Here is a 21,084-nt window from a genome sequence, read left to right on the forward strand (position 1 = left end):
CCAAAGCCCGGCGCGGCGTCTAAGCTCAGCCTCCCGCCCCTGAGCAAGGATGCTCAAGATGAAGCTCAGCCTGCTGTGCTTGGTATTTATGTGCGCGCAATGTTGGGCGGATTGCCCGGATTGGAGCATCGAGCAAGCCCGCCGCGAACTGGACCAGCTAAGCACCCAGCTGAAGCAGTGGGACGATGCCTATCACGGCCAGGGCCAAGCGCTGGTGGACGACGCCCTGTACGACCAGGCCAGCGCTAATTTCACCCACTGGCGCGCCTGCTTCCCCAGTATCGAGTTGCCCGTGCAGCAACCTGTGGCCAGCAGCGCCGGGCCGCTGTCGCATCCCTATGCCCACACGGGCCTAAGCAAACTCGCCGACGCGCAGGCGGTACAGCGTTGGTTGAATGGCCGCAGCGACCTCTGGATTCAGCCCAAGGTCGATGGCGTGGCAGTCAGCCTGATTTACCGCGCAGGCCGCCTGCAGCAAGTGATCAGCCGGGGCGATGGGCGCAGCGGCCAAGACTGGACCCGCGCCGCCGGGCAGATCAGCGCCATCCCCAAGCAACTAGGGCAAGCGTTGAGCGCGGTCCTGCAAGGCGAGCTGTACTGGCGCCTGCCCGGACATATCCAACAACAAGCAGGCAGCCTGGGCGCACGCAGCAAAGTGGCCGGGTTGCTGCAACGCCGCCAACTCAGCGAGGCCGATGGCGCCCGCATCGGCCTGTTTATTTGGGAGTGGCCGGACGGGCCGACGAGCATGCCGCAACGCCTGGCGCAACTCAGCCAGCTCGGCTTTCGTGACAGCCAAGAATTCAGCCAGCCAATCCACAACCTAAGCGAGGCCCAGCGGTGGCGCGAGCATTGGTTGAAGCAACCCCTGCCGTTTGCCAGCGACGGTGTGGTGCTGCGTCAGGGCCAACGCCCGCCACCTGAGCGCTGGCAAGCCGAGCCGGGACATTGGGCGATAGCCTGGAAGTACCCCAGCCGGCAGAGCGTAGCCCTCGTACAAGCGGTGGAGTTTCGCATTGGCCGCAGCGGGCGCATCACCCCGGTGCTGCAGTTAGCCGCCACTAAGCTGGACGACCGTCTGGTGCGGCGCGTGAGCCTCGGCTCACTGGCGCGCTGGCAAGGCTTGGATATCCGCCCCGGCGATCAGATCAGCCTCGGCCTATCCGGACAAACCATCCCTAAGTTCACTGGCGTGCTGTTGCGCAGTCCCGTGCGCCAACCGCTAAGCATCCCGCGAGCGCAGGACTATCACCGCTTCAGTTGCTGGCGTAACACGCCGGGCTGCCGCAGCCAGTTCCACGCCCGCCTGGTGTGGCTCAGTGGCAAACAGGGCCTGGCCTTGCCTGGCGTCGCTGCTGGCACCTGGCACAAACTGCTGGACGCTCAGCATCTCGAAGGCCTGCTGGACTGGCTGGATCTGCCCCTTGAACGCCTGCAACAAACGCCTGGTTTCGGCCCACGTTCAGCCGAACAGTTGCACCACAGCTTGCAGCTGGCCCGCCAGCGCCCCAGCGCTAGCTGGTGGCGTGCCTTGGGCTTCGCTGCGCCGCCGCCCAGCACGCAGCCTTGGACGCAAATGGCCCAGAGCAGTAGCGATGAATGGCAACAGGCCGGGTTAAGCCGGTCCCACTCGGTGCAGTTGCAACAGTTGCTTAACCACCCGCCGGTGCAAGAGTTGCTGAAACAGCTGCAGCAAGCGCAGATCGGCGATTTTTAAGCCTTAGAACGCGCGGAATTCTTCATGACAGGCTTTGCAAGTGCCTTCCACTTGCTTGATCGGCGCGGCCACAGCCGAGGCTTGCAGCGGCTGGCTTTTGCTCGCCACGACCAACGCCGCGGTGCTGGCCTCCAGCTCTTTGGCCAGCTGTTGGAAGCGCTCTTGGCGCTGCCATACATCGGCCTTCGCCCGGGTCTTTTGCCCGTCGTCCTGCACTTGCGGGAAGTGTTGCCACGGCGTGCGGCCCAGCTTGTCCAGCTCGGCGGCTCCCAACACGAACTCATCGGCGTTGAATGGCACGCGCCCACGGATCATGCCGCCGAGGTTTTCGCTGACCTTAAGCATCTGCTTAAAAATTGCCTGACGCTGGCCTTCAGGGGAGTTGGGATCAACCCCACCGCAGGCTGTCAGGGTCAATACAGTGGCTAGTACGAGCAGGCTTTTAAGCTTCATAACACCTTCAGACAGCAATGACGGAAACACCGGGGCAGACAGTATCCTCAGCCCCAGGCTTAAGGCCAAGCGTGGTGTTTTGCCGCAGGCAAGCCAGCACGCCTGGCTTAAGTTTAGGCAGACAACACAAACAGGCTAACGATCAAACCTACCCCAACAATCCAGACCAATGAACGCAGCGAGGCCCAATCGAGCAGGTAGCAGAGCAAATAAACCACGCGACTGACGATGAAGGCCACGGCGATCTGATCAATCACTGCCTGGCCAGCCACGCCGATCTGATGGGCGATAATCACTGCGGCGGCAAACGCCGGGGTGATTTCAAAGCCGTTGAGCTGGGCGTTGTGCGCACGCCGCGCCATACCAGTGAGCGTATCGAGCTTGGCACGCGGGTCATGGTTGTATTTGGGACTGAAGCCGCCGCCGACCGCCTTGGCGGTGATGCTGGCTACATAGGGCAGGATTATCGCGATCAGTACACACCAGTAGGCAAGGGTCATGGCAACTCCTAATTATTATGTTTATGCCGTCTACGTTATGGGCTCAACGAACCACCTAGGCACTGTACGCAAAGCATCGGCACAAGCTGCTGCTTGGTTCACACTGCTCAATAAGCGCTGACAAACTCAGCCAATACCGCACTTTACGCCGCGCCCAGGGCCGCTGCGGCCGCCACCAACCCTAGCACTAAAGCACCCGTCAGGTGCCGGATAATAGCCGGCGCCTGACGGAAATCCTTGGGCTTAGGCCTGAGGCTGGCTATACTTGCCACCGATTTTCGTGACCGGCACCGCCCGGTCACTCCCGCCACCTGTCCGAGGGGCGCTGCAGCAGGTTTATCCCAGAGTTTGCGTCCGGCCCTGCCGTGACCACCAGCGGGTTGATCTGTCAGGCTCGGATGGGGCGTTATCCAAACGCATCAACGGCGCCCATTCGCAGACAACGAATGGAGAGCTTTATGAGCGCTGCTTTTAACGATTTCAAAGTCGCCGATATTTCCCTGGCTGATTGGGGCCGCAAAGAACTGATCATCGCCGAGTCGGAAATGCCGGCGCTGATGGCCCTGCGTCGTAAGTACGCCGCTAGCCAGCCGCTCAAAGGCGCGAAGATCCTCGGCTGCATCCACATGACCATCCAAACCGGCGTGCTGATCGAAACCCTGATCGCCCTGGGCGCTGAAGTGCGCTGGTCGAGCTGCAACATTTTCTCCACCCAAGACCAAGCGGCTGCGGCCATCGCGGCGGCCGGCATCCCGGTGTTTGCCTGGAAAGGCGAAACCGAAGCCGAATACGAGTGGTGCATCGAGCAGACCATCCTCAAAGACGGTCAGCCTTGGGACGCCAACATGGTGCTGGACGACGGCGGCGACCTGACCGAAATCCTGCATAAGAAATACCCGCAAATGCTCAGCAAAATCCACGGCGTGACCGAGGAAACCACCACTGGCGTGCACCGCCTGCTGGACATGCTGGCCAAAGGCGAGCTGAAGATCCCGGCGATCAACGTTAACGACTCCGTCACCAAGAGCAAAAACGACAACAAATACGGTTGCCGTCACAGCTTGAACGACGCCATCAAGCGCGGCACCGACCACCTGCTGTCGGGCAAGCAAGCACTGGTCATCGGTTACGGTGACGTGGGCAAAGGCTCGGCGCAGTCGCTGCGTCAGGAAGGCATGATCGTTAAGGTGTCCGAAGTCGACCCCATCTGCGCTATGCAAGCCTGCATGGACGGTTTCGAAGTGGTGTCGCCGTTTATCAATGGTGTTAACGACGGCAGCGCCGCCAGCATCGACGCCGCCCTGCTGGGCAAGATCGACCTGATCGTGACCACCACCGGCAACGTCAATGTGTGCGATGCCAACATGCTCAAAGCCCTGAAAAAGCGCGCGGTGGTGTGCAACATCGGCCACTTCGACAATGAAATCGACACCGCTTTCATGCGCAAAAACTGGGCATGGGAAGAAGTTAAACCACAGGTGCACAAGATCCACCGCACCGGCGCTGGCAGCTTCGATCCACAGAACGACGACTACCTGATCCTGCTGGCGGAAGGCCGTCTGGTGAACCTGGGCAACGCCACTGGCCACCCAAGCCGCATCATGGATGGCTCGTTCGCCAACCAAGTGCTGGCGCAGATCTTCCTGTTCGAGCAGAAGTTCGCTGACCTCTCGGCTGACAAACAAGCCGAGCGCCTGACCGTAGAAGTGCTGCCGAAGAAACTCGACGAAGAAGTGGCTCTGGAAATGGTTAAGGGCTTCGGCGGCGTCGTGACCCAACTGACCAAGACCCAGGCCGACTACATCGGCGTGGCGGTTGAAGGTCCGTTCAAGCCACACGCTTACCGCTACTAATGACGCGGCTGGGTTGGCCGTAACCGGCCAACCCATTGAGTACTACGGCGGGCCGGCCCTGCGCCAGGCCCACCTTACGGAATTGTCTTATGTCTCAAGAACGGCGTTACAGCTTCGAGTTCTTCCCCACCAAGACCGAAGCCGGCCACGAAAAACTGTTGAATGTCGCGCGCCAACTGGCGACTTACCAACCGAGCTTCTTTTCCTGCACCTATGGTGCCGGTGGTTCGACCCGCGACCGTACCCTCAACACCGTGCTGCAGCTCGACGGCGAAGTGAAGGTGCCCACCGCACCGCACTTGTCCTGTGTGGGCGACAGCAAAGCCGAGCTGCGTGAGCTGCTCAACCTGTACAAAGATGCCGGCATCAAGCGCATCGTCGCCCTGCGCGGTGACCTGCCATCGGGCATGGGCATGGCCAGCGGCGAGCTGCGCTACGCCAACGAGCTGGTGAGCTTTATTCGCGAAGAAACCGCCGATCACTTCCATATCGAAATTGCCGCCTACCCGGAGATGCATCCGCAGGCACGTAACTTCGAGGACGATATCGCCAACTTCGTGCGCAAGGCCAAGGCCGGCGCCGACAGCGCTATCACCCAATACTTCTTCAACGCCGACAGCTACTTCTACTTTGTCGAGCGCGTGCGCAAGTTGGGCGTGGATCTGCCGATCGTGCCGGGCATCATGCCGATCACCAACTACAGCAAGCTGGCGCGCTTCTCCGACGCCTGCGGCGCTGAGCTGCCACGCTGGGTGCGCAAACAACTGGAAGCCTACGGTGACGATATCGACAGCATCCAGCAGTTCGGCACCGAGATGATCACCCGCATGTGCGAGCAACTGCTGCAAGGCGGCGCACCGGGCCTGCATTTCTATACGCTGAACCAAGCCGAAGCGAGCCTGGCGATCTGGAATAACCTCCAGTTGCCGCGCTAAGCCCTAGGTACTGCCAACCCCAACCGGGGTTGGCAACTGCGGCATTCAGCAATTGAACTGTCGCGAGGGTCTTGCCCTCTAAATCCGCTCTTCTGCATAAATCGCAAGTACGACCATACTTTTAGTCAGCGCCTGGCCAAGCATGGCCTACGCCGTAGATCAGGGAACGCCGCAGTGGCCGCACGCAAAACCACCAATGCCATCGTCAACCCCAAAGGCAGCCTGGAAACCCTTTCCCAGCGGGAAGTCCAGCAGCTGCGCGAGACCGGCTCGGGCAACGTGTACAAGCTGTTTCGCCAATGTGCTTTGGCCATCCTCAATACCGGCTCGCAAAGCGATAACGCCAAGACCATCGTCGAGGCCTACCCCAATTTCGATATTCAGATTCAGCAGCAAGATCGCGGCATCCGCCTGCAACTGATCAACGCCCCGGCCGATGCCTTTGTCGACGGCGTGATGATTTCCAGCACCCGCGAAATGCTCTTCAGCGCCCTGCGCGATATCGTCTACACCCAGAGCGAGCTGGAGAACCAGCGCGTCGACTTCAGCAGCTCTGAAGGTATTACCGACTACGTCTTCCACCTGCTGCGTAACGCCAAAACCTTGCGCCCCGGTGCCGAACCGAAAATGGTGGTGTGCTGGGGTGGCCACTCGATCAGCAGCGAAGAATACAAGTACGCCAAGAAGGCCGGCCACGAACTGGGCCTGCGCGGCTTGGATATCTGCACCGGCTGTGGCCCGGGCGTGATGAAGGCGCCGATGAAAGGCGCGACCATCGCCCACGCTAAACAACGCTATCAGCAGGCCCGCTACCTGGGCCTGACGGAGCCGGGCATCATCGCCGCTGAGGCGCCGAACCCGATCGTCAATGAGCTGGTCATCCTCCCGGATATCGAGAAGCGCCTAGAAGCTTTCGTGCGCGTCGGCCACGGCATCATCATCTTCCCCGGCGGCGCCGGCACGGCGGAAGAACTGCTATATCTGCTGGGCATCCTGACCCACCCAGCCAACCAGGATATCCCCTTCCCGTTGCTGCTCACCGGCCCGCGCAGCGCGGCCAATTATCTGGAGCAGTTGCACGAATTTATCGGCGCGACCTTGGGCCAGGTGGCGCAGCAGCGCTATCAAATCATTATCGATGACCCGGTCAAAGTGGCTCAGCAAATGTCTGCCGGGGTGAAGTCAGTCACCGAGTTCCGCCGTCAGCACAATGATGCGTTCCACTTTAACTGGCTGCTGAAAATCGACGAAAGCTTCCAGCATCCGTTCGAGCCGACCCACGCCAACATGGCCAGCCTCAACCTGACCCGCGAACAGCCGGTGCATGAGTTGGCGGCCAATTTGCGCCGGGCGTTCTCCGGGATTGTCGCCGGCAACGTTAAAGAAAACGGCATCCGCTTGATCGAGCAAAACGGCCCGTATCAGATTTCCGGCGACCCGCAGATCATGCAGCAGCTGGATTTACTGTTGCAGGCTTTCGTCGAGCAACACCGCATGAAACTGCCGGATAACGTCGCCTATGTGCCTTGTTATAAGGTGGTGAAATAACCTGTTGGGGGGCGGTCAGGGGTGCGGAACTTATCCTCGGCCGACCAGACTAAACGGACTATCCACCGCGCGGCGCTTGGCTTTGCCATCCGTCGCGCTGGAAAAAACCTTAACCAGTCACACATTCACGGGCCCTTCGCTCTGTTATACTCGGGCCTTCCCGCCAGGCTTGCGCCCGGATGCTGTCCCCAGAGGCCAGCAGTACCGGACGGGATCGCACTCCCCAAGTGTGATTCAAGTCAGGCAATACACCATAGGGCTGCGCCCTCACTAGACAGGATTACACATGTCCTTTGCCTCCCTCGGTCTCTCCGAGGCTTTAGTCCGTGCTGTTGAAGATGCCGGCTACACCCAACCCACTCCGGTGCAACAGCGGGCTATTCCCGCCGCGTTGCAAGGCCGTGACCTGATGGTTGCAGCCCAGACGGGTACAGGTAAGACGGGCGGTTTTGCCCTGCCGATCCTTGAGCGACTGTTCCCTAACGGTCAGCCGGATCGCGCCCAGCGTCACTCGGCCAAGCAGCCGCGCGTATTGGTGTTGACCCCGACCCGCGAACTGGCCGCTCAGGTGCACGACAGCTTCAAGCTGTATGCCCGCGATTTGCCTTTTGTCAGCGCCTGCATCTTCGGCGGCGTTGGTATGAATCCGCAGATTCAAGCCCTGTCCAAGGGCGTCGACGTGTTGGTGGCCTGCCCCGGCCGTCTGCTTGACCTGGCCAACCAGCGCGCCATCGACCTGTCCCACGTGGAAATCTTGGTCCTCGACGAAGCCGACCGCATGCTCGACATGGGCTTTATCCATGACGTGAAGAAGGTCCTCGCCAAGCTGCCGACACAGCGCCAGAACCTGCTGTTCTCGGCGACCTTCTCCAAGGACATCACCGACCTCGCCGGCAAGCTGCTGCACAACCCCGAGCGCATCGAAGTGACGCCGCCGAACACCACGGTTGAGCGCATCGAGCAACGGGTATTCCGTCTGCAAGCCAGCCACAAACGTGCCCTGCTCGCCCACTTGATCACCGCTGGTGCGTGGGAGCAGGTGCTGGTGTTTACCCGCACTAAACACGGTGCCAACCGTTTGGCTGAGTACCTGGATAAACACGGCCTGCCGGCAGTGGCGATCCACGGCAACAAGAGCCAGAACGCGCGCACTAAAGCGCTGGCCGATTTCAAGGCGAACAAGGTGCGCATCCTGGTCGCCACCGATATCGCCGCCCGCGGTCTGGATATCGACCAACTGCCCCATGTGGTCAACTTTGAGCTGCCTAACGTCGAAGAAGATTACGTGCACCGCATCGGCCGTACCGGTCGTGCCGGGCGTAACGGCGAGGCGATCTCGCTGGTCGCCCCGGATGAAGAAAAACTGCTGAAAAGCATCGAGCGCATGACCAAGCAGAAAATCCCTGACGGTGATCTGCTCGGCTTCGATGCCAGCGCCGTTGAAGCTGAGCGCCCGGAAGTGCGTGAGCCGCAGAAGCCGCGTCAGCCACGCCCAGCTAAAGCCAAAATCGAAGGCGAACGCAAGAACAACAACGCTCGCCGCGACAATCGCGAAGGCCGTGAAGGCCGCGAGAAGAAAGAAGGCAGCCGCGATAACAATCGCGCCGCCAAGCCCCAAGGTGGCCGCCAGCAGCAGTCCCGTGGCCCAGCGCGCAGCGCCGCCCCGGCCATCCCGGCACTGCCGCCAGATCGCGCGCCGGATGAATTCCGCGACGACGAAATCGATAACTTCGGCAACCGCGTGGATTACGTAAGCCCGGTGCAGAACAAGCAGAACAACCGTGGCCGCCGCCCGGCCACTGGCGCAGCGCCAAGCCAAGCACCACGTGCCAACAAAGGTGCACCACGCAGCAATGGCGCCGGCGCTGGTAGCGGTGTCCAAGGTCGTCGCCAGGGCACTGGCCAAGCGGGCCAAGGCCGCAACGGCGCGCCACGGGCGGCCCGTCCGCCACGGGACAACCGCACCACGTCGCTGCATCGTGACGAGCTGCCACGCCAAGAAGGCGTCGCTAAGCCAGCCCGTGACAAGCAGCCGGTGATCATGCACAAAGGCTCGCGCCTGGATCGTTTCCCGACGCCTGAGCAGCTTGATGAACTGGCCAGCACAGCCCGTCCACGGGGCGAAAAACCCGCCCTGCTGACGCGCAACCGCGACGAGTCGTAAGACTTAAGCCCAAACAACAACGCCGCCCAATGGGCGGCGTTGTTGTTTAAGCAGGCGTCAGCCGGATGGACTTACTGACGCACGCCTTCTACCGACAGCACCAGCTCAGCTTCTTGGGAAGCCGGGCCGAGATCACGGAGGATATTGAAGTCCTTCAGCTTGATCTTGGTGGTGCCTTCAAAGCCGGCGCGGTAGCCGCCCCATGGGTCTTTACCTTCACCAATGAACTTGGCCGCGATAACAACTGGCTTGGTCACACCGTTAAGGGTCAGATCGCCAGTGATGTCGGCAGTGCCTTCACCGGTGGATTTGACCGCAGTGGAGGTAAAGGTCGCAGTCGGGTTTTTGCTGGTGTTGAGCAGCTCTTCGCTGCGGATGTGCTTGTCACGCTCGGCGTGGTTGGTGTCCACACTGGCGGTTTTCAGGGTGACGTGCACTTTGCTCGCTTCAGGCTTGGCTGGATCGAAGCTGAAGGTGCCATCGAAATCTTTGAAGGTCCCGTACAGCCAGCTGTAGCCCAAGTGGCTGATGCGGAAGTTAACGAAGGCATGCTGACCTGGTTTGTCGATATTGTAATCGGCGGCCATTACTTGGCCTGCGCCCATCAACGCACCACCAAGGGCTAGTGCAACGAGTGTCTTTTTCAACATGGCTTACTCTCCTTATTAAAGTTAGATCAGCTGGTTAACCCAGCTGTAATTACAACACTGTGCGATCAGCCACCGAACATGCGCAGCAAGGTCCGGTCTTTATCGATGAAGTGGTGCTTAAGCGCAGCCAGACCATGCAAGCCGGCAAAGATCACCAAGGCCCAAGCCAGGTATTTGTGCACCAGCCCGGCAACATCCGCTTGTTCAGGAATGCTGGTAATACTGGCCGGCACGGCGAACCAGCCAAACACCTCAACCCCACGGCCTTCGGCAGTAGAAATCAGGTAGCCGGACAGCATCAGCACAAATAGGCCCAGATACAAAAAGGCGTGACCCAACTTGCTGCCCAAACGGGTCAAGGCACCGTGATTGGGCAAGCTGGCCGGCGTCGGGTTGCTCAAGCGCCACAGCACGCGCAACAGCATCAAGGCAAACAACAACAGCCCAATGCTTTTATGCAGGTCCGGTGCGGTTTGGTACCACGGGCTGTAGTAATCCAGCCCGACCATCCAATAGCCCAGACCGAATAAACCAAACACCACAACGGCCACCAGCCAGTGCATCAGGATGCTGACCGAACCGTAATGGGACGGGGAATTACGCCAACGCATAAGCCTGACTCCAGGGGCAAATTAAGAGCGAAGTTATGCAGCCTAACAACAAACCTATCAACGTTTGCTCAGAAATTTCGCTAGAACCAATCGATATACATGATGTAACTGTAAGACAGTAGGTTTTGTGACCGATGACCTGTGAACGCTCAGAACAGCCCTTGGCAGCCTCTGCGCGCCTCAGTTCTGCTAGGCTTAGCGACCCTGCCTAGCGGCCAGCCGCCCCAGGCCTAACTGAGTCACCACTGCCAGCACCGGCATTGCTAAAGCCGTTACCGATAGAGAGTCGAGCATGAGCCTTAACGACCACTGGATGCGCCGCGATCTTGAGGTGCTGTGGCACCCCTGCACGCAGATGAAAGATCACGAACACCTGCCACTGGTGCCGATCAAGCGCGGTGAGGGCGTGTGGCTAGAAGACTTCGACGGCAAGCGTTATCTGGATGCGGTCAGCTCTTGGTGGGTGAATGTGTTTGGCCACGCCAATCCACGGATTAACCAACGCATCAAGGATCAGGTCGATCAACTGGAGCACGTGATTCTCGCCGGCTTCAGCCATCAACCCGTGATCGAGCTGTCCGAGCGTCTGGTCAAGCTCACCCCGGCGGGCCTCGACCGGGTGTTCTACGCCGACAACGGCTCGTCCTGCATCGAAGTGGCGCTGAAGATGAGCTACCACTACTGGCTCAACGTCGGCCAAGGGCAGAAGAAACGCTTTATCACCCTGACCAACAGCTACCACGGCGAGACCATCGCGGCGATGTCGGTGGGCGATGTCGGGCTCTTCACCGACACCTACAAAGCCCTGTTGCTGGACACCATCAAGGTGCCGAGCCCGGACTGCTATCTGCGCCCCGAAGGCGCGAGCTGGGAGGAACACTCCCGCGCCATGTTCGCCCATATGGAGCAAGCTCTGGCCGAGCACGGCCATGAAGTGGCAGCGGTGATTGTCGAGCCGCTGATCCAAGGCGCCGGCGGCATGCGCATGTACCATCCGCTGTACCTCAAGCTGCTGCGCGAAGCCTGCGACCGCCACAACGTGCACCTGATCCACGATGAAATCGCCGTCGGCTTTGGCCGCACCGGCAGCATGTTTGCCTGCGAACAAGCCGGCATCCGCCCGGACTTCCTCTGCCTGTCCAAGGCCCTTACCGGCGGTTATCTACCGCTGGCGGCGTGCCTGACCACCGATAAGGTCTATCAGGCGTTCTACGACGATTACCCGACCCTGCGCGCCTTCCTCCACTCCCACAGCTACACCGGCAACCCGCTGGCCTGTGCGGCGGCGTTGGCGACCTTGGATATCTTCGAGCAGGACGACGTGATCAATGCCAACCGCGCCCTGGCGACCCACATGGGCCAGGCCTTCGCCCATCTGGCTGAGCATCCGCACGTTGCTGAAGTGCGCCAGACCGGCATGGCCCTGGCCGTGGAAATGGTCCAGGACAAAGCCAGCAAGACCGCCTACCCGTGGCAGGAGCGCCGTGGCCTTAAGGTCTATCAGCACGCGCTGGAACGCGGCGCGCTGCTGCGCCCGCTGGGCAACGTGGTGTACTTGCTGCCGCCCTATGTGATCACAGCGCAGCAGATCGACTTCCTCGCCGAGGTCGCCAGTGAAGGCATTGACCTGGCCACCCGCAGCCACGTCAGCGTGGCCGTTAATCCCGGCCTGCACCCCGGTTTTCGCGATCCGGGCTAAACCCAGCGCCCGCCGCACGCGGGCCTGTGCACATGATTTAAGCGCTTAGCACCACAGAGAATTGCCATGAGACTGTCCCGCTTTTTTATCGACGCCCCCCTGAGCCTTGGCCAACACGAACTGCCCGAAGCCCAGGCGCATTACATCGGCCGCGTGCTGCGGCATAGCGCAGGCGATGCGGTGCAATTGTTTGATGGCAGCGGCCAGGAATACTTGGGCGAGCTGATCGAGGTGGGTAAAAAGAACGTGCGTGTCGAGCTGCGCGAAGCCTTTGCCGGCCAGCCCGAATCGCCGCTGCAGATCCACTTGGGGCAAGGTCTGTCCCGTGGCGAGCGCATGGACTGGGCGATTCAAAAGGCCACCGAGCTGGGCGCCAATGAAATCAGCCTGATCATCAGCGAGCGCTGCGAAGTGCGCTTAAAAGACGAGCGCGCCGACAAACGCCTGGCCCACTGGCGCCAGATCGCGATCAGCGCCTGCGAACAGTGCGGTCGCTCGGTGCTGCCGATCATTAACCCGCCAATCAGCTTGGACGACTGGCTTAAACAAACCAGCGCCGACCTTAAGCTGGTGCTGCATCCGGTGGCCGAACCTTGGGCCAGCCACCCACAGCCAAGCAGCCTGGCCATGTTGATTGGCCCGGAAGGTGGCTTAAGCGATAAGGAAGTGGCGCTTGCTAAGGCCCAGGGTTTTCATGGGGCCCGCTTGGGGCCACGGGTGCTACGCACTGAAACGGCGCCAGTGGTGGCGCTTAGCGTGGCCCAGCAACTGTGGGGCGACTTTTAAGCCGCGCCACAGTTGATCAGTTGCGCTTACTCGCTGCGCTGGAATTTCAAATCCCACACGCCATGCCCTAAGCGCTCGCCACGGCGCTCGAACTTAGTCACCGGCCGCTCTTCTGGACGCGGCACGTACTGGACATCGGCGGCGAGGTTCTGATAACCCGGCGCCGCGCTCAGCACTTCCAGCATGTACTCGGCATAGGGCTGCCAATCGGTGGCCATATGCAGCACGCCATCGACCTTGAGCTTGCTGCGCACCAGCTCAGCAAAGGACGCCTGGACGATCCGGCGCTTATGGTGACGCGCCTTGTGCCACGGATCGGGGAAGAACAGCAGCACGCGATCCAAGCTGGCATCGGCCACGCAGTCACGCAGCACTTCCAAGGCATCGCAGCTGTAAATCCGCACATTGCTCAGGTTCTGCGTCATCACGCCATTAAGCAGCGCACCGACGCCTGGGCGATGTACTTCGACGCCGATGAAGTCTTGCTCAGGCGCCGCCGCCGCCATTTCCAAGGTCGAATGGCCCATGCCAAAACCGATCTCGAAAGTGCGCGGGGCGCTGCGGCCAAACACCTGGTCAAAGTCCTGCAAGCCGTCTTCGAGCTTTAAGGCGAACTTTGCCATGCCCAAGTCGAGGCCACGCTGCTGGCCTTCGGTCATGCGTCCGGCACGCATCACAAAGCTCTTGATGGTGCGGTGTTTGGAGGTATCCACAGCCGCGTCGGGCTGCTCGGGTAGATCAGTCATGGAGTGCTCGTTACTTAATCAGGCCATCCAGCGGCGACGAGGCGCTGGCATAGAGTTTCTTCGGCATACGCCCGGCCAGATAGGCCATGCGCCCGGCAATGATCGCGTGCTTCATGGCTTCACCCATCAGGATCGGATTTTGCGCATGGGCGATGGCGCTGTTCATCAGCACCGCCTCGCAGCCCAGCTCCATGGCGATGGTGGCATCGGAAGCCGTCCCCACCCCGGCATCGACCAATACCGGCACCGTAGCTTCTTCGAGGATGATGCGCAGGTTATACGGGTTGCAGATGCCCAAACCGGTGCCGATCAAGCCGGCCAGCGGCATGACCGCGATGCAGCCCATGGCCGCCAGTTCGCGGGCGATGATCGGGTCATCGCTGGTGTAGACCATCACGTCGAAGCCATCTTTGACCAGCACTTCAGCGGCCTTGAGGGTTTCGATCACGTTGGGGAACAGGGTCTTCTGATCGGCCAGTACTTCCAACTTGACCAGCTTGTGCCCGTCCAGCAGCTCACGGGCCAGACGGCAGGTGCGCACCGCTTCAACCGCGTCGTAGCAACCGGCAGTGTTCGGCAGGATGGTGTAGCGCTCGGGGCTGATCACATCGAGCAAATTCGGCTCGCCGGGGTTCTGGCCGATGTTGGTACGACGCACCGCCACGGTGACGATCTCGGCGCCGGATGCCTCGATGGCCAGGCGGGTCTCTTCGAGATCCTTGTACTTGCCGGTGCCGACCAGCAGGCGCGATTGATAGGTACGGCCAGCCAGGGTAAAGGGCTTGTCGCTGGGCAGGTGGCTCATGGTAGATCCTCTATATATGGGCAGGCAGGTGGGACGCGGGCAGGACTTAACCGCCGCCGATGGCGTGTACCACTTCCACCTGATCACCTTCGCGTAAGACGGTGCTGGCATGCTGACTGCGCGGCACGATGTCCTGATTGAGCTCAACGGCGATACGCCGCCCGCTCAGCTCCAGGGCTTCAATCAGCGCCGCCACGTTCGCGCCGTCGGCCAGTTCAAAGGGCGCACCGTTTAACTGAATTTGCATGACGGTTTAGTCATTAATGGGAAAGGGCCGGCATTCTAGCCTGATCACCGCCAGCGACCAAGGCTCAAGGGCTGGCCGGACTTAGCGGTGCTTGAGAGCACACAGGGCCAAGCTCAGCCAACCGAGCATCAAGCACAGCCCGCCGACGGGCGTGACCATGCCCAAACTGCGCGTGCCGGTCAGGGTCAGCCCATACAAACTGCCGCAGAACAAAACAATGCCGAGGCTGAACAAGGCACCGGCGCCGATCAGCAAACGCCGCGGCCGCTGCGCCGCCAGCAGGCTGACGCCAAGCAAGGCCAAGGCATGCAGCAGTTGGTATTGGGTGGCCGTTTGGAAAATCGCCAGATACTCCGGGCTGATCTGACCTTTAAGGCCGTGGGCGCCGAACGCTCCCAGAGCCACGCCAGTAAAACCGGCGAGCGCGGCCAACAATAACCATAAACGGGACATGGGCAGCTCCACTTATTTAATATCCGCAGATGCTTGGGGAGTGCCGCAGTTTACCGCTCATCCCCCAGCGAGGCTGGCTATAATGGCCGACAATCCCCCCACCGCCAAGAAATCCGCATGCTGTTCAACGTCGCACGCCGCCTGGGCCGAGCCCTGGCCTGGTTCGCCCTCGCCTCCATCTTGCTGGTGCTGTTAATGCGCTGGGTGGCGCCGCCGTTTACCGCCCTGATGATCGAGCGCAAAGTCGAGTCCTGGTTTAGCGGCGAGCCGATTGACTTGCAGCGCACCTGGCGGCCCTGGCAAGAGCTGCCAGACAGCCTGAAGATGGCGGTTATCGCCGGCGAGGATCAGAAGTTTGCCGAGCACTGGGGCTTCGATTTCGCCGCGATCAAAGCGGCCATGGCCCACAACCAGCAAGGCGGCAACCTGCGCGGCGCCAGCACCTTAAGTCAGCAAGTGGCGAAGAACCTGTTTCTCTGGTCAGGCCGCAGCTGGCTGCGCAAGGGGCTTGAGGCCTGGTTTACCGGGCTGATCGAGCTGATGTGGCCCAAACAGCGGATCCTTGAGATGTACCTCAATAGCGTCGAATGGGGCGATGGCGTATTTGGCGCCGAAGCCGCCGCCAAACACCACTTCGGCGTGGGCGCGCCGTACCTGAATAACCAGCAAGCCAGCCAGCTGGCAGCCGTACTGCCCAACCCACTGCGCTGGAGCGCGGGCAAGCCCAACACCTATATCCAGCGCCGGGCCAGCTGGATTCGCCAGCAATCGCGACAACTAGGCGGCAGCCATTATTTAAATCAGCTTAAGGGCGCCAGTTTTAGCTTCGCCGATAAGTCCTAAGCCAACGTATCCACAGTACCTGGGGCGCCTCGCGCTGCAGTGCGGTCCAGGCGCAGTAAGCCATAGGCAATCAGCGACTGGCCGCTAAAGTACAGGCTGACAATCACCAGCACCGCGTGCTCGAACGGATACACAAACTTGTTCAGGCCGATCAGTGAGTCCGCCAATACAAACAGCATTGCGCCGGCCCACAACGGCCCAGGACTATGCTCGACGCGCGCCGCACTCACAGCCATCAACAGCAAACAGCCCAGATAGATCGCCACCGGCACCTGCAAACCGAGCGCCGCCGGCACCATCCACAGCGCCAGCAACACGCTGTAAGCCAATACTGGCAAGCTCCACAGCCAGCGCCAGGAACGTCCACGGCCGAGCAAGTTAAAGCCGACGACAAAGGCCAGCTGATTGAGCAAGAACGAGATCAGCGCCTGGCGGAACAAGCCATCGCGGTTGCCATAATCGAGGAAGAAGTCGCCCGCCGCTGCCGCCACATACCCCGCCGCCAGCCAGCGCCCCGCCGCCCCCGGAATCACCCGCCAGACCAGCACGGCATAGATCAGCATCGGTGCCAGCTTTAGCAGCCAGCTCAAGGGATAGGGCTGCAGTTCGATCAGCAGGATGTAAGCGATCCCCAACACTAAGGCCAAGCCATACAGACGGGCGTGCACGACAGACATAGGCGCTCCACTATTTTTATTAATTGTTATGGGGCAAAGATGAACGACTGTCCCAATAAGCTCAAGCCCTTAAGGAGGTAAATCCTGAGCATAAAAAAACCGCACCTAAGTGCGGTTTTTCAAGACGTTCACAACCAGTTAGGCGGCGATGGAGCCCTTGAGCTTGTTCATCGCGTTCTTTTCCAACTGCCGGATACGCTCAGCGGACACGTTGTACTTGGCCGCCAGGTCATGCAGCGTCGCCTTTTCCTCAGCCAACCAGCGCTGGTAAAGGATGTCGCGACTACGCTCATCCAGACCTTCCAAGGCTTCATGCAAATTAGCCGAGGAACTGTCGGTCCAGTCCGAGTCTTCCAACTGCAGGGCCGGGTCGTAGCGGTGGTCTTCCAAGTAATGCGCAGGCGACTGGAAGGCGCTGTCGTCGTCGGCTTCAGCCGCTGGGTCAAAGGCCATGTCTTGGCCAGTCAAGCGGCTTTCCATCTCACGCACTTCATGGGGCTCTACGCCCAAACTTTCGGCGACGGCATGCACTTCATCGTTGTTCAACCAAGCCAGACGCTTCTTCTGGCTGCGCAGGTTAAAGAACAGCTTACGCTGGGCCTTGGTGGTGGCCACTTTAACGATGCGCCAGTTGCGCAGGATGAACTCGTGAATCTCCGCACGAATCCAGTGCACAGCGAAGGACACCAGGCGCACGCCCATTTCTGGGTTAAAGCGCTTAACCGCCTTCATCAAACCGACATTGCCCTCTTGGATCAGGTCAGCCTGAGCCAGACCATAACCGGAATAACTACGGGCGATGTGCACCACAAAACGCAGGTGAGCCAGCACCATTTGCCGGGCGGCTTCCAGATCCTGCTTGTAAAAGAGACTTTCAGCCAGCTCACGCTCCTGCTCTGGGGTCAACAGCGCGATGCCGTTTACCGCATGCACATAAGCCTCCAGGTTGGCGCCTGGAACCAGAGCATGAACAGGTTGCAAAGAAGTGGACATATAACCCTCCGACTTACAAATCGTGTCGCAGTCTAGCACCGGGAAATAGGACTTTGTACGTTGATACTAGTTCCAGTGTGCATAGTCAAAATTAACCAAAACAATAACTTACTACCGGGGCGCCAACTCTCTCAAGTGTCTGGCGACCGCCAGCCAAGCGCCAATGTAACCAAGCAATACCGCGCCGCAAACCAAAGATAGCGCGTCAGGTAAAGGGACACCGGCCAAACCAAAGTCACTGCCGTATAAACCGGATAACCGTACCACAGCATCGTTCAGCCAGTTCAACCCATAGGCCAGTAAGCCCCAAGCCAACAAGCCGGCGCCTAAACCATAGAGGGTGCCCATATAAAGAAACGGGCGGCGCACGTAGCTGTCGGTACCACCGACTAGCTTAATGACTTCAATTTCAATGCGACGGTTCTCGATGTGCAGACGAATGGTGTTGCCGATGACCAGCAGCAGGGCCGAAATCAGCAGCAAGGCCAAGCCGAACACAAAGCGATCACCCAATTTAAGCATGGCGCTTAGGCGCTCGACCCAGAGCAAGTCCAACTGCGCCTGCTGCACCTTAGGCAGCTCAGCCAGACGGCCACGCAGGGCCTCCAGGGCGTCTTTATCGACTTCTTTAGGCGTCACCACCACCACACCCGGCAGCGGGTTGCTCGGCAGCTCTTTGAGCGCCTCGCCTAAGCCGGACTGCTGCTGAAACTCGGCCAGGGCCTGCTCGCGGCTGATCCACTGGGCTTCAGCGACATCCGGCATCTTGGCGATCTGCGCGCGCAGCTCCTCGCCTTGGCGGTCACTGGCGTCGATCTGCATATACAGGGAGATCTGCGCCGCGCTCTGCCACGACACGCCTAAGCGCTGAATGTTATCCAGCAACAACGACAAGCCCATGGGCAGGCTCAACGCCACAGCCATCACCAGGCAGGTGAAAAAGCTGCCAATCGGCTGTTTGAACAGGCGCCGCAGGCCATCGAGCAGACTGGCGCGGTGACTTTCGACCCACGCCGCCAGTTGCGAGCGGAAGTCTGGCCCGGCTTGCGGATCAGTCGTCGGCAGGTCTTCTTTTTTCGGCGCAGCCCCCACGCGTTGCGCGGGTTGCGGTGGCGGCATACGGGTTGCACTCATACCCCGGCCTCCCCGTCGCCAATTAGGCGACCACGTTGCAGGGTCAGCATGCGGTGACGCATGCGCGCGATCAGGGCCAAGTCGTGGCTGGCGATCAGCACACTGGTGCCCAAACGATTGATGTCTTCAAACACACCCATGATCTCAGCGGCTAAGCGCGGGTCGAGGTTACCTGTGGGTTCGTCGGCCAGCAGCAAGGCCGGCTGATGGACGATGGCGCGAGCGATACCGACCCGCTGTTGCTGGCCGGTGGAAAGATCGCCGGGGAACTGCACGGCTTTGTCCGACAGCGACACGCGTTCCAGCGCACTGGCTACCCGCTTGCCGATCTCATCCTTGGACAAACCCAGGATTTGCAACGGCAAGGCGACGTTGTCGAACACGCTGCGATCAAACAGCAGTTGGTGATTCTGGAACACCACACCGATTTGCCGGCGCAGATAAGGAATCTGCGCATTGGTGATCTGCCCTAAGTCTTGCCCGGCCAGCAGCAGCTTGCCGCTGGTGGGCCGCTCCATCGCCAGCAACAAACGCAACAGAGTACTTTTGCCCGCCCCCGAGTGACCGGTGACAAACAAGAACTCGCCGCGGCGCACGCGAAAACTCAGCTCGTGCAGCCCAACGTGGCCGTTGGGGTAACGCTTACCAACCTGCTCGAACCTAATCATCGCTATTTCTCCGCGAACAGCGCCTGCACAAAGGCTTCAGCTTCAAAGGTGCGCAGGTCATCAATACCTTCGCCTACGCCAACGTAACGAATCGGCAAAGCAAACTGCTTGGCCAGGGCGAAGATCACCCCGCCTTTGGCCGTGCCGTCCAGCTTGGTCAGCGCCAAACCGCTGAGGTTCACGGTTTGGTTGAACTGCTTGGCCTGGTTAATCGCGTTTTGCCCGGTGCCGGCATCCAGCACCAGCAACACTTCGTGGGGTGCGGTTTCATCCAGCTTGCCGATGACCCGACGGACCTTTTTCAGCTCTTCCATCAGATTATCTTTGGTATGCAGACGCCCTGCTGTGTCGGCGATCAACACATCCACGCCACGGGCCTTGGCTGCCTGTACGGCGTCGAAGATCACCGACGCGGAGTCGGCGCCCGTGTGCTGGGCGATCACCGCGATCTGGTTGCGCTCGCCCCACACCTGTAATTGCTCAACGGCAGCGGCGCGGAAGGTATCGCCGGCGGCGAGCATGACTTTCTTGCCTTCTTGCTGCAGCTTCTTCGCCAGCTTGCCAATGGTGGTGGTTTTACCGGCGCCGTTCACGCCGACCACCAAGATCACATAGGGCTGCTTGCTGCTGTCGATCAGCAGCGGTTGCTCGACGGGCTTGAGCAACGCGGTCAATTCATCCTGCAGGGCTTTGTACAGCGCACCGCTGTCGGCCAGCTCTTTACGGGCGACGCGTTTGGTCAGGTTTTGCACAATCGCGGTGGTCGCTTCGACGCCGACGTCGGCGGTGAGCAGGCGGGTCTCCAGCTCTTCGAGCAGATCATCGTCGATAGCTTTTTTGCCAAGGAACAGGCTGGCCATGCCTTCGCCGAGACTGGCACTGGTCTTCGACAGGCCTTTTTTCAGGCGTTCGAAAAAGCCCAGACGCGGCTCTTCGACCTTTTTTGTCTCAACGGCCGGGATTGGCTCGACCGCAACCGGCTCAGGCTCAGGCTCAGGCAGCGCGACAGGTGCAGGTGCAGGTGCAGGTGCAGGTGCAGGTGCAGGCTCGGCGCTGATAACCGCAGACGCAACCTCGACATCGAGGGCGGGTGCTAGTGTCGGTACTGGGGCAAGCTCAGACTCCGCAACGTCGCGAGCAAAGGCTACCGGCGCAGTTTCCGCCTGCGGCGGCACGGGCTCGACAGCGGCTGTCTCGACGCTGGCGACAGCCACATCTACTGCGTCCGCAATGGGCTGAACAGACTGAACAGATGCAGGCTCGCTGATGGGGCTTGGCGCAGCCTCTTCCACGGCACTTGGCGCAGGAGTGGCCGGCTCTGCCGGAGTGGTTTCAACGGCAGCAACTGGCGGCACGTCGGTGGCCGCAGCTGAACCGCGCCTGAACCAACTAAACAAACCTTTTTTCGGCGCGGTTTTTTCCTCGACTTTGCCCCCTGAATTAGGCGCAGAGTCAGGCGCAGAGGGGTTTTCAGTCTTTTTATCGTCGTTGGAACCAAACATGTAGGGTGGCTATCTCAAATGTGCGTCACGCCAAGTGCTAGCCTCAAATTTAACGCCGCTCCCAACGCTCGCGAGATACGAACGGTGCGCGAAATTATCT

The 21,084-nt window shown here is 60.3% G+C and carries 21 protein-coding genes and 1 riboswitch; of the genes, 8 read left to right on the forward strand and 13 right to left on the reverse strand.

Features of this window, described 5'->3' with window-relative positions:
* Positions 1-58 precede the first annotated feature (58 nt).
* Entirely contained in the window at positions 59-1,717 is a 1,659-nt protein-coding gene (gene ligB, locus NTD81_RS14990; protein WP_262183416.1) for an NAD-dependent DNA ligase LigB, read from the forward strand.
* A 3-nt stretch (positions 1,718-1,720) separates the two neighbouring features.
* Here the strand turns inward: ligB and NTD81_RS14995 are convergent, their stop codons facing one another.
* Both NTD81_RS14995 and NTD81_RS15000 read right to left on the reverse strand, forming a co-directional pair.
* The gene (locus tag NTD81_RS14995; protein WP_262183417.1) at positions 1,721-2,170 is read right to left on the reverse strand and encodes a c-type cytochrome; all 450 of its coding nucleotides are present in this window, start codon (positions 2,168-2,170) and stop codon (positions 1,721-1,723) included.
* 113 nt (positions 2,171-2,283) lie between these two features.
* On the reverse strand, positions 2,284-2,670 hold the full coding sequence (locus tag NTD81_RS15000) for an MAPEG family protein (protein WP_262183418.1): 387 nt from the start codon (positions 2,668-2,670) through the stop codon (positions 2,284-2,286).
* Positions 2,671-2,981: 311 nt separating this feature from the next.
* Positions 2,982-3,108, forward strand: a riboswitch (S-adenosyl-L-homocysteine riboswitch).
* 8 nt (positions 3,109-3,116) lie between these two features.
* On the opposite strand from NTD81_RS15000, the gene ahcY reads away from it, so the two are divergent.
* The 4 genes from ahcY (at position 3,117) to NTD81_RS15020 (ending at position 9,170) form a co-directional block, all read left to right on the forward strand.
* Entirely contained in the window at positions 3,117-4,523 is a 1,407-nt protein-coding gene (gene ahcY / locus NTD81_RS15005) for an adenosylhomocysteinase (RefSeq protein WP_262183419.1), read from the forward strand.
* Between the two features lie 89 nt (positions 4,524-4,612).
* Positions 4,613-5,458 (forward strand): methylenetetrahydrofolate reductase [NAD(P)H], encoded by an 846-nt coding sequence (gene metF / locus NTD81_RS15010; RefSeq protein WP_262183420.1) that lies wholly within the window; start codon positions 4,613-4,615, stop codon positions 5,456-5,458.
* Positions 5,459-5,632: 174 nt separating this feature from the next.
* On the forward strand, positions 5,633-7,006 hold the full coding sequence (gene ppnN, locus NTD81_RS15015) for a nucleotide 5'-monophosphate nucleosidase PpnN (RefSeq protein ID WP_262183421.1): 1,374 nt from the start codon (positions 5,633-5,635) through the stop codon (positions 7,004-7,006).
* 286 nt (positions 7,007-7,292) lie between these two features.
* A complete protein-coding gene (locus tag NTD81_RS15020; protein ID WP_262183422.1) occupies positions 7,293-9,170 on the forward strand; it encodes a DEAD/DEAH box helicase in 1,878 nt (625 codons plus the stop codon).
* A gap of 71 nt (positions 9,171-9,241) precedes the next feature.
* Here the strand turns inward: NTD81_RS15020 and NTD81_RS15025 are convergent, their stop codons facing one another.
* Both NTD81_RS15025 and NTD81_RS15030 read right to left on the reverse strand, forming a co-directional pair.
* Positions 9,242-9,820 (reverse strand): YceI family protein, encoded by a 579-nt coding sequence (locus NTD81_RS15025; protein ID WP_262183423.1) that lies wholly within the window; start codon positions 9,818-9,820, stop codon positions 9,242-9,244.
* 65 nt (positions 9,821-9,885) lie between these two features.
* Entirely contained in the window at positions 9,886-10,431 is a 546-nt protein-coding gene (locus NTD81_RS15030; RefSeq protein ID WP_262183424.1) for a cytochrome b, read from the reverse strand.
* Positions 10,432-10,723: 292 nt separating this feature from the next.
* On the opposite strand from NTD81_RS15030, the gene NTD81_RS15035 reads away from it, so the two are divergent.
* Positions 10,724-12,130 carry an adenosylmethionine--8-amino-7-oxononanoate transaminase gene (locus NTD81_RS15035; RefSeq protein ID WP_262183425.1) on the forward strand — a complete coding sequence of 469 codons (1,407 nt, stop codon included), beginning with the start codon at positions 10,724-10,726 and terminating at the stop codon, positions 12,128-12,130.
* Between the two features lie 66 nt (positions 12,131-12,196).
* Positions 12,197-12,916 carry a 16S rRNA (uracil(1498)-N(3))-methyltransferase gene (locus NTD81_RS15040; protein ID WP_262183426.1) on the forward strand — a complete coding sequence of 240 codons (720 nt, stop codon included), beginning with the start codon at positions 12,197-12,199 and terminating at the stop codon, positions 12,914-12,916.
* 26 nt (positions 12,917-12,942) lie between these two features.
* Here the strand turns inward: NTD81_RS15040 and trmB are convergent, their stop codons facing one another.
* The 4 genes from trmB to NTD81_RS15060 form a co-directional block, all read right to left on the reverse strand.
* Positions 12,943-13,662 (reverse strand): tRNA (guanosine(46)-N7)-methyltransferase TrmB, encoded by a 720-nt coding sequence (gene trmB / locus NTD81_RS15045; RefSeq protein ID WP_262183427.1) that lies wholly within the window; start codon positions 13,660-13,662, stop codon positions 12,943-12,945.
* A 10-nt stretch (positions 13,663-13,672) separates the two neighbouring features.
* Positions 13,673-14,467, reverse strand: coding sequence for a thiazole synthase (locus NTD81_RS15050; RefSeq protein ID WP_262183428.1), 795 nt, complete (start codon positions 14,465-14,467; stop codon positions 13,673-13,675).
* A gap of 46 nt (positions 14,468-14,513) precedes the next feature.
* The gene (gene thiS / locus NTD81_RS15055; RefSeq protein WP_262183429.1) at positions 14,514-14,714 is read right to left on the reverse strand and encodes a sulfur carrier protein ThiS; all 201 of its coding nucleotides are present in this window, start codon (positions 14,712-14,714) and stop codon (positions 14,514-14,516) included.
* Positions 14,715-14,795: 81 nt separating this feature from the next.
* Complete coding sequence (locus NTD81_RS15060) at positions 14,796-15,167, reverse strand: DUF423 domain-containing protein (RefSeq protein ID WP_262183430.1); 372 nt, start codon at positions 15,165-15,167, stop codon at positions 14,796-14,798.
* 117 nt (positions 15,168-15,284) lie between these two features.
* On the opposite strand from NTD81_RS15060, the gene mtgA reads away from it, so the two are divergent.
* Positions 15,285-16,010, forward strand: a complete 726-nt coding sequence (gene mtgA, locus NTD81_RS15065) for a monofunctional biosynthetic peptidoglycan transglycosylase (RefSeq protein ID WP_262183431.1) — start codon at positions 15,285-15,287, stop codon at positions 16,008-16,010.
* On the opposite strand, the gene NTD81_RS15070 is transcribed toward mtgA, so the two are convergent.
* The 5 genes from NTD81_RS15070 to ftsY all read right to left on the reverse strand — a co-directional run bounded on the left by NTD81_RS15070 (position 16,007) and on the right by ftsY (position 20,984).
* Positions 16,007-16,687 carry a lysoplasmalogenase gene (locus tag NTD81_RS15070; RefSeq protein WP_262183432.1) on the reverse strand — a complete coding sequence of 227 codons (681 nt, stop codon included), beginning with the start codon at positions 16,685-16,687 and terminating at the stop codon, positions 16,007-16,009. The genes mtgA and NTD81_RS15070 overlap by 4 nt on opposite strands.
* A gap of 138 nt (positions 16,688-16,825) precedes the next feature.
* The gene (gene rpoH, locus NTD81_RS15075) at positions 16,826-17,680 is read right to left on the reverse strand and encodes an RNA polymerase sigma factor RpoH (RefSeq protein ID WP_262183433.1); all 855 of its coding nucleotides are present in this window, start codon (positions 17,678-17,680) and stop codon (positions 16,826-16,828) included.
* Positions 17,681-17,791: 111 nt separating this feature from the next.
* The gene (gene ftsX, locus NTD81_RS15080; RefSeq protein ID WP_262183434.1) at positions 17,792-18,814 is read right to left on the reverse strand and encodes a permease-like cell division protein FtsX; all 1,023 of its coding nucleotides are present in this window, start codon (positions 18,812-18,814) and stop codon (positions 17,792-17,794) included.
* Complete coding sequence (gene ftsE / locus NTD81_RS15085; RefSeq protein WP_262183435.1) at positions 18,811-19,482, reverse strand: cell division ATP-binding protein FtsE; 672 nt, start codon at positions 19,480-19,482, stop codon at positions 18,811-18,813. The genes ftsX and ftsE overlap by 4 nt, the downstream gene beginning before the upstream one ends.
* A gap of 2 nt (positions 19,483-19,484) precedes the next feature.
* Positions 19,485-20,984, reverse strand: a complete 1,500-nt coding sequence (ftsY, locus tag NTD81_RS15090) for a signal recognition particle-docking protein FtsY (protein ID WP_262183436.1) — start codon at positions 20,982-20,984, stop codon at positions 19,485-19,487.
* Between the last annotated feature and the right edge of the window lie 100 nt (positions 20,985-21,084).

Origin of the sequence: Pseudomonas sp. 5P_3.1_Bac2 (assembly GCF_025465995.1) — a bacterium.
Lineage (GTDB): Bacteria > Pseudomonadota > Gammaproteobacteria > Pseudomonadales > Pseudomonadaceae > Aquipseudomonas.

Excerpts from the sequence above, each read along its gene's own strand:
- ftsY (WP_262183436.1), bottom strand. The coding sequence starts at position 20,984 with ATGTTTGGTTCCAACGACGATAAAAAGACTGAAAACCCCTCTGCGCCT.
- NTD81_RS15030 (WP_262183424.1), bottom strand. The coding sequence starts at position 10,431 with ATGCGTTGGCGTAATTCCCCGTCCCATTACGGTTCGGTCAGCATCCTG.
- NTD81_RS15050 (WP_262183428.1), bottom strand. The coding sequence starts at position 14,467 with ATGAGCCACCTGCCCAGCGACAAGCCCTTTACCCTGGCTGGCCGTACC.
- NTD81_RS15060 (WP_262183430.1), bottom strand. The coding sequence starts at position 15,167 with ATGTCCCGTTTATGGTTATTGTTGGCCGCGCTCGCCGGTTTTACTGGC.
- ftsX (WP_262183434.1), bottom strand. The coding sequence starts at position 18,814 with ATGAGTGCAACCCGTATGCCGCCACCGCAACCCGCGCAACGCGTGGGG.
- trmB (WP_262183427.1), bottom strand. The coding sequence starts at position 13,662 with ATGACTGATCTACCCGAGCAGCCCGACGCGGCTGTGGATACCTCCAAA.
- ligB (WP_262183416.1), top strand. The coding sequence starts at position 59 with ATGAAGCTCAGCCTGCTGTGCTTGGTATTTATGTGCGCGCAATGTTGG.
- ahcY (WP_262183419.1), top strand. The coding sequence starts at position 3,117 with ATGGAGAGCTTTATGAGCGCTGCTTTTAACGATTTCAAAGTCGCCGAT.
- mtgA (WP_262183431.1), top strand. The coding sequence starts at position 15,285 with ATGCTGTTCAACGTCGCACGCCGCCTGGGCCGAGCCCTGGCCTGGTTC.
- NTD81_RS15040 (WP_262183426.1), top strand. The coding sequence starts at position 12,197 with ATGAGACTGTCCCGCTTTTTTATCGACGCCCCCCTGAGCCTTGGCCAA.
- NTD81_RS15070 (WP_262183432.1), bottom strand. The coding sequence starts at position 16,687 with ATGTCTGTCGTGCACGCCCGTCTGTATGGCTTGGCCTTAGTGTTGGGG.
- NTD81_RS15025 (WP_262183423.1), bottom strand. The coding sequence starts at position 9,820 with ATGTTGAAAAAGACACTCGTTGCACTAGCCCTTGGTGGTGCGTTGATG.
- NTD81_RS14995 (WP_262183417.1), bottom strand. The coding sequence starts at position 2,170 with ATGAAGCTTAAAAGCCTGCTCGTACTAGCCACTGTATTGACCCTGACA.
- ftsE (WP_262183435.1), bottom strand. The coding sequence starts at position 19,482 with ATGATTAGGTTCGAGCAGGTTGGTAAGCGTTACCCCAACGGCCACGTT.
- NTD81_RS15035 (WP_262183425.1), top strand. The coding sequence starts at position 10,724 with ATGAGCCTTAACGACCACTGGATGCGCCGCGATCTTGAGGTGCTGTGG.
- rpoH (WP_262183433.1), bottom strand. The coding sequence starts at position 17,680 with ATGTCCACTTCTTTGCAACCTGTTCATGCTCTGGTTCCAGGCGCCAAC.
- NTD81_RS15020 (WP_262183422.1), top strand. The coding sequence starts at position 7,293 with ATGTCCTTTGCCTCCCTCGGTCTCTCCGAGGCTTTAGTCCGTGCTGTT.
- NTD81_RS15000 (WP_262183418.1), bottom strand. The coding sequence starts at position 2,670 with ATGACCCTTGCCTACTGGTGTGTACTGATCGCGATAATCCTGCCCTAT.
- metF (WP_262183420.1), top strand. The coding sequence starts at position 4,613 with ATGTCTCAAGAACGGCGTTACAGCTTCGAGTTCTTCCCCACCAAGACC.
- thiS (WP_262183429.1), bottom strand. The coding sequence starts at position 14,714 with ATGCAAATTCAGTTAAACGGTGCGCCCTTTGAACTGGCCGACGGCGCG.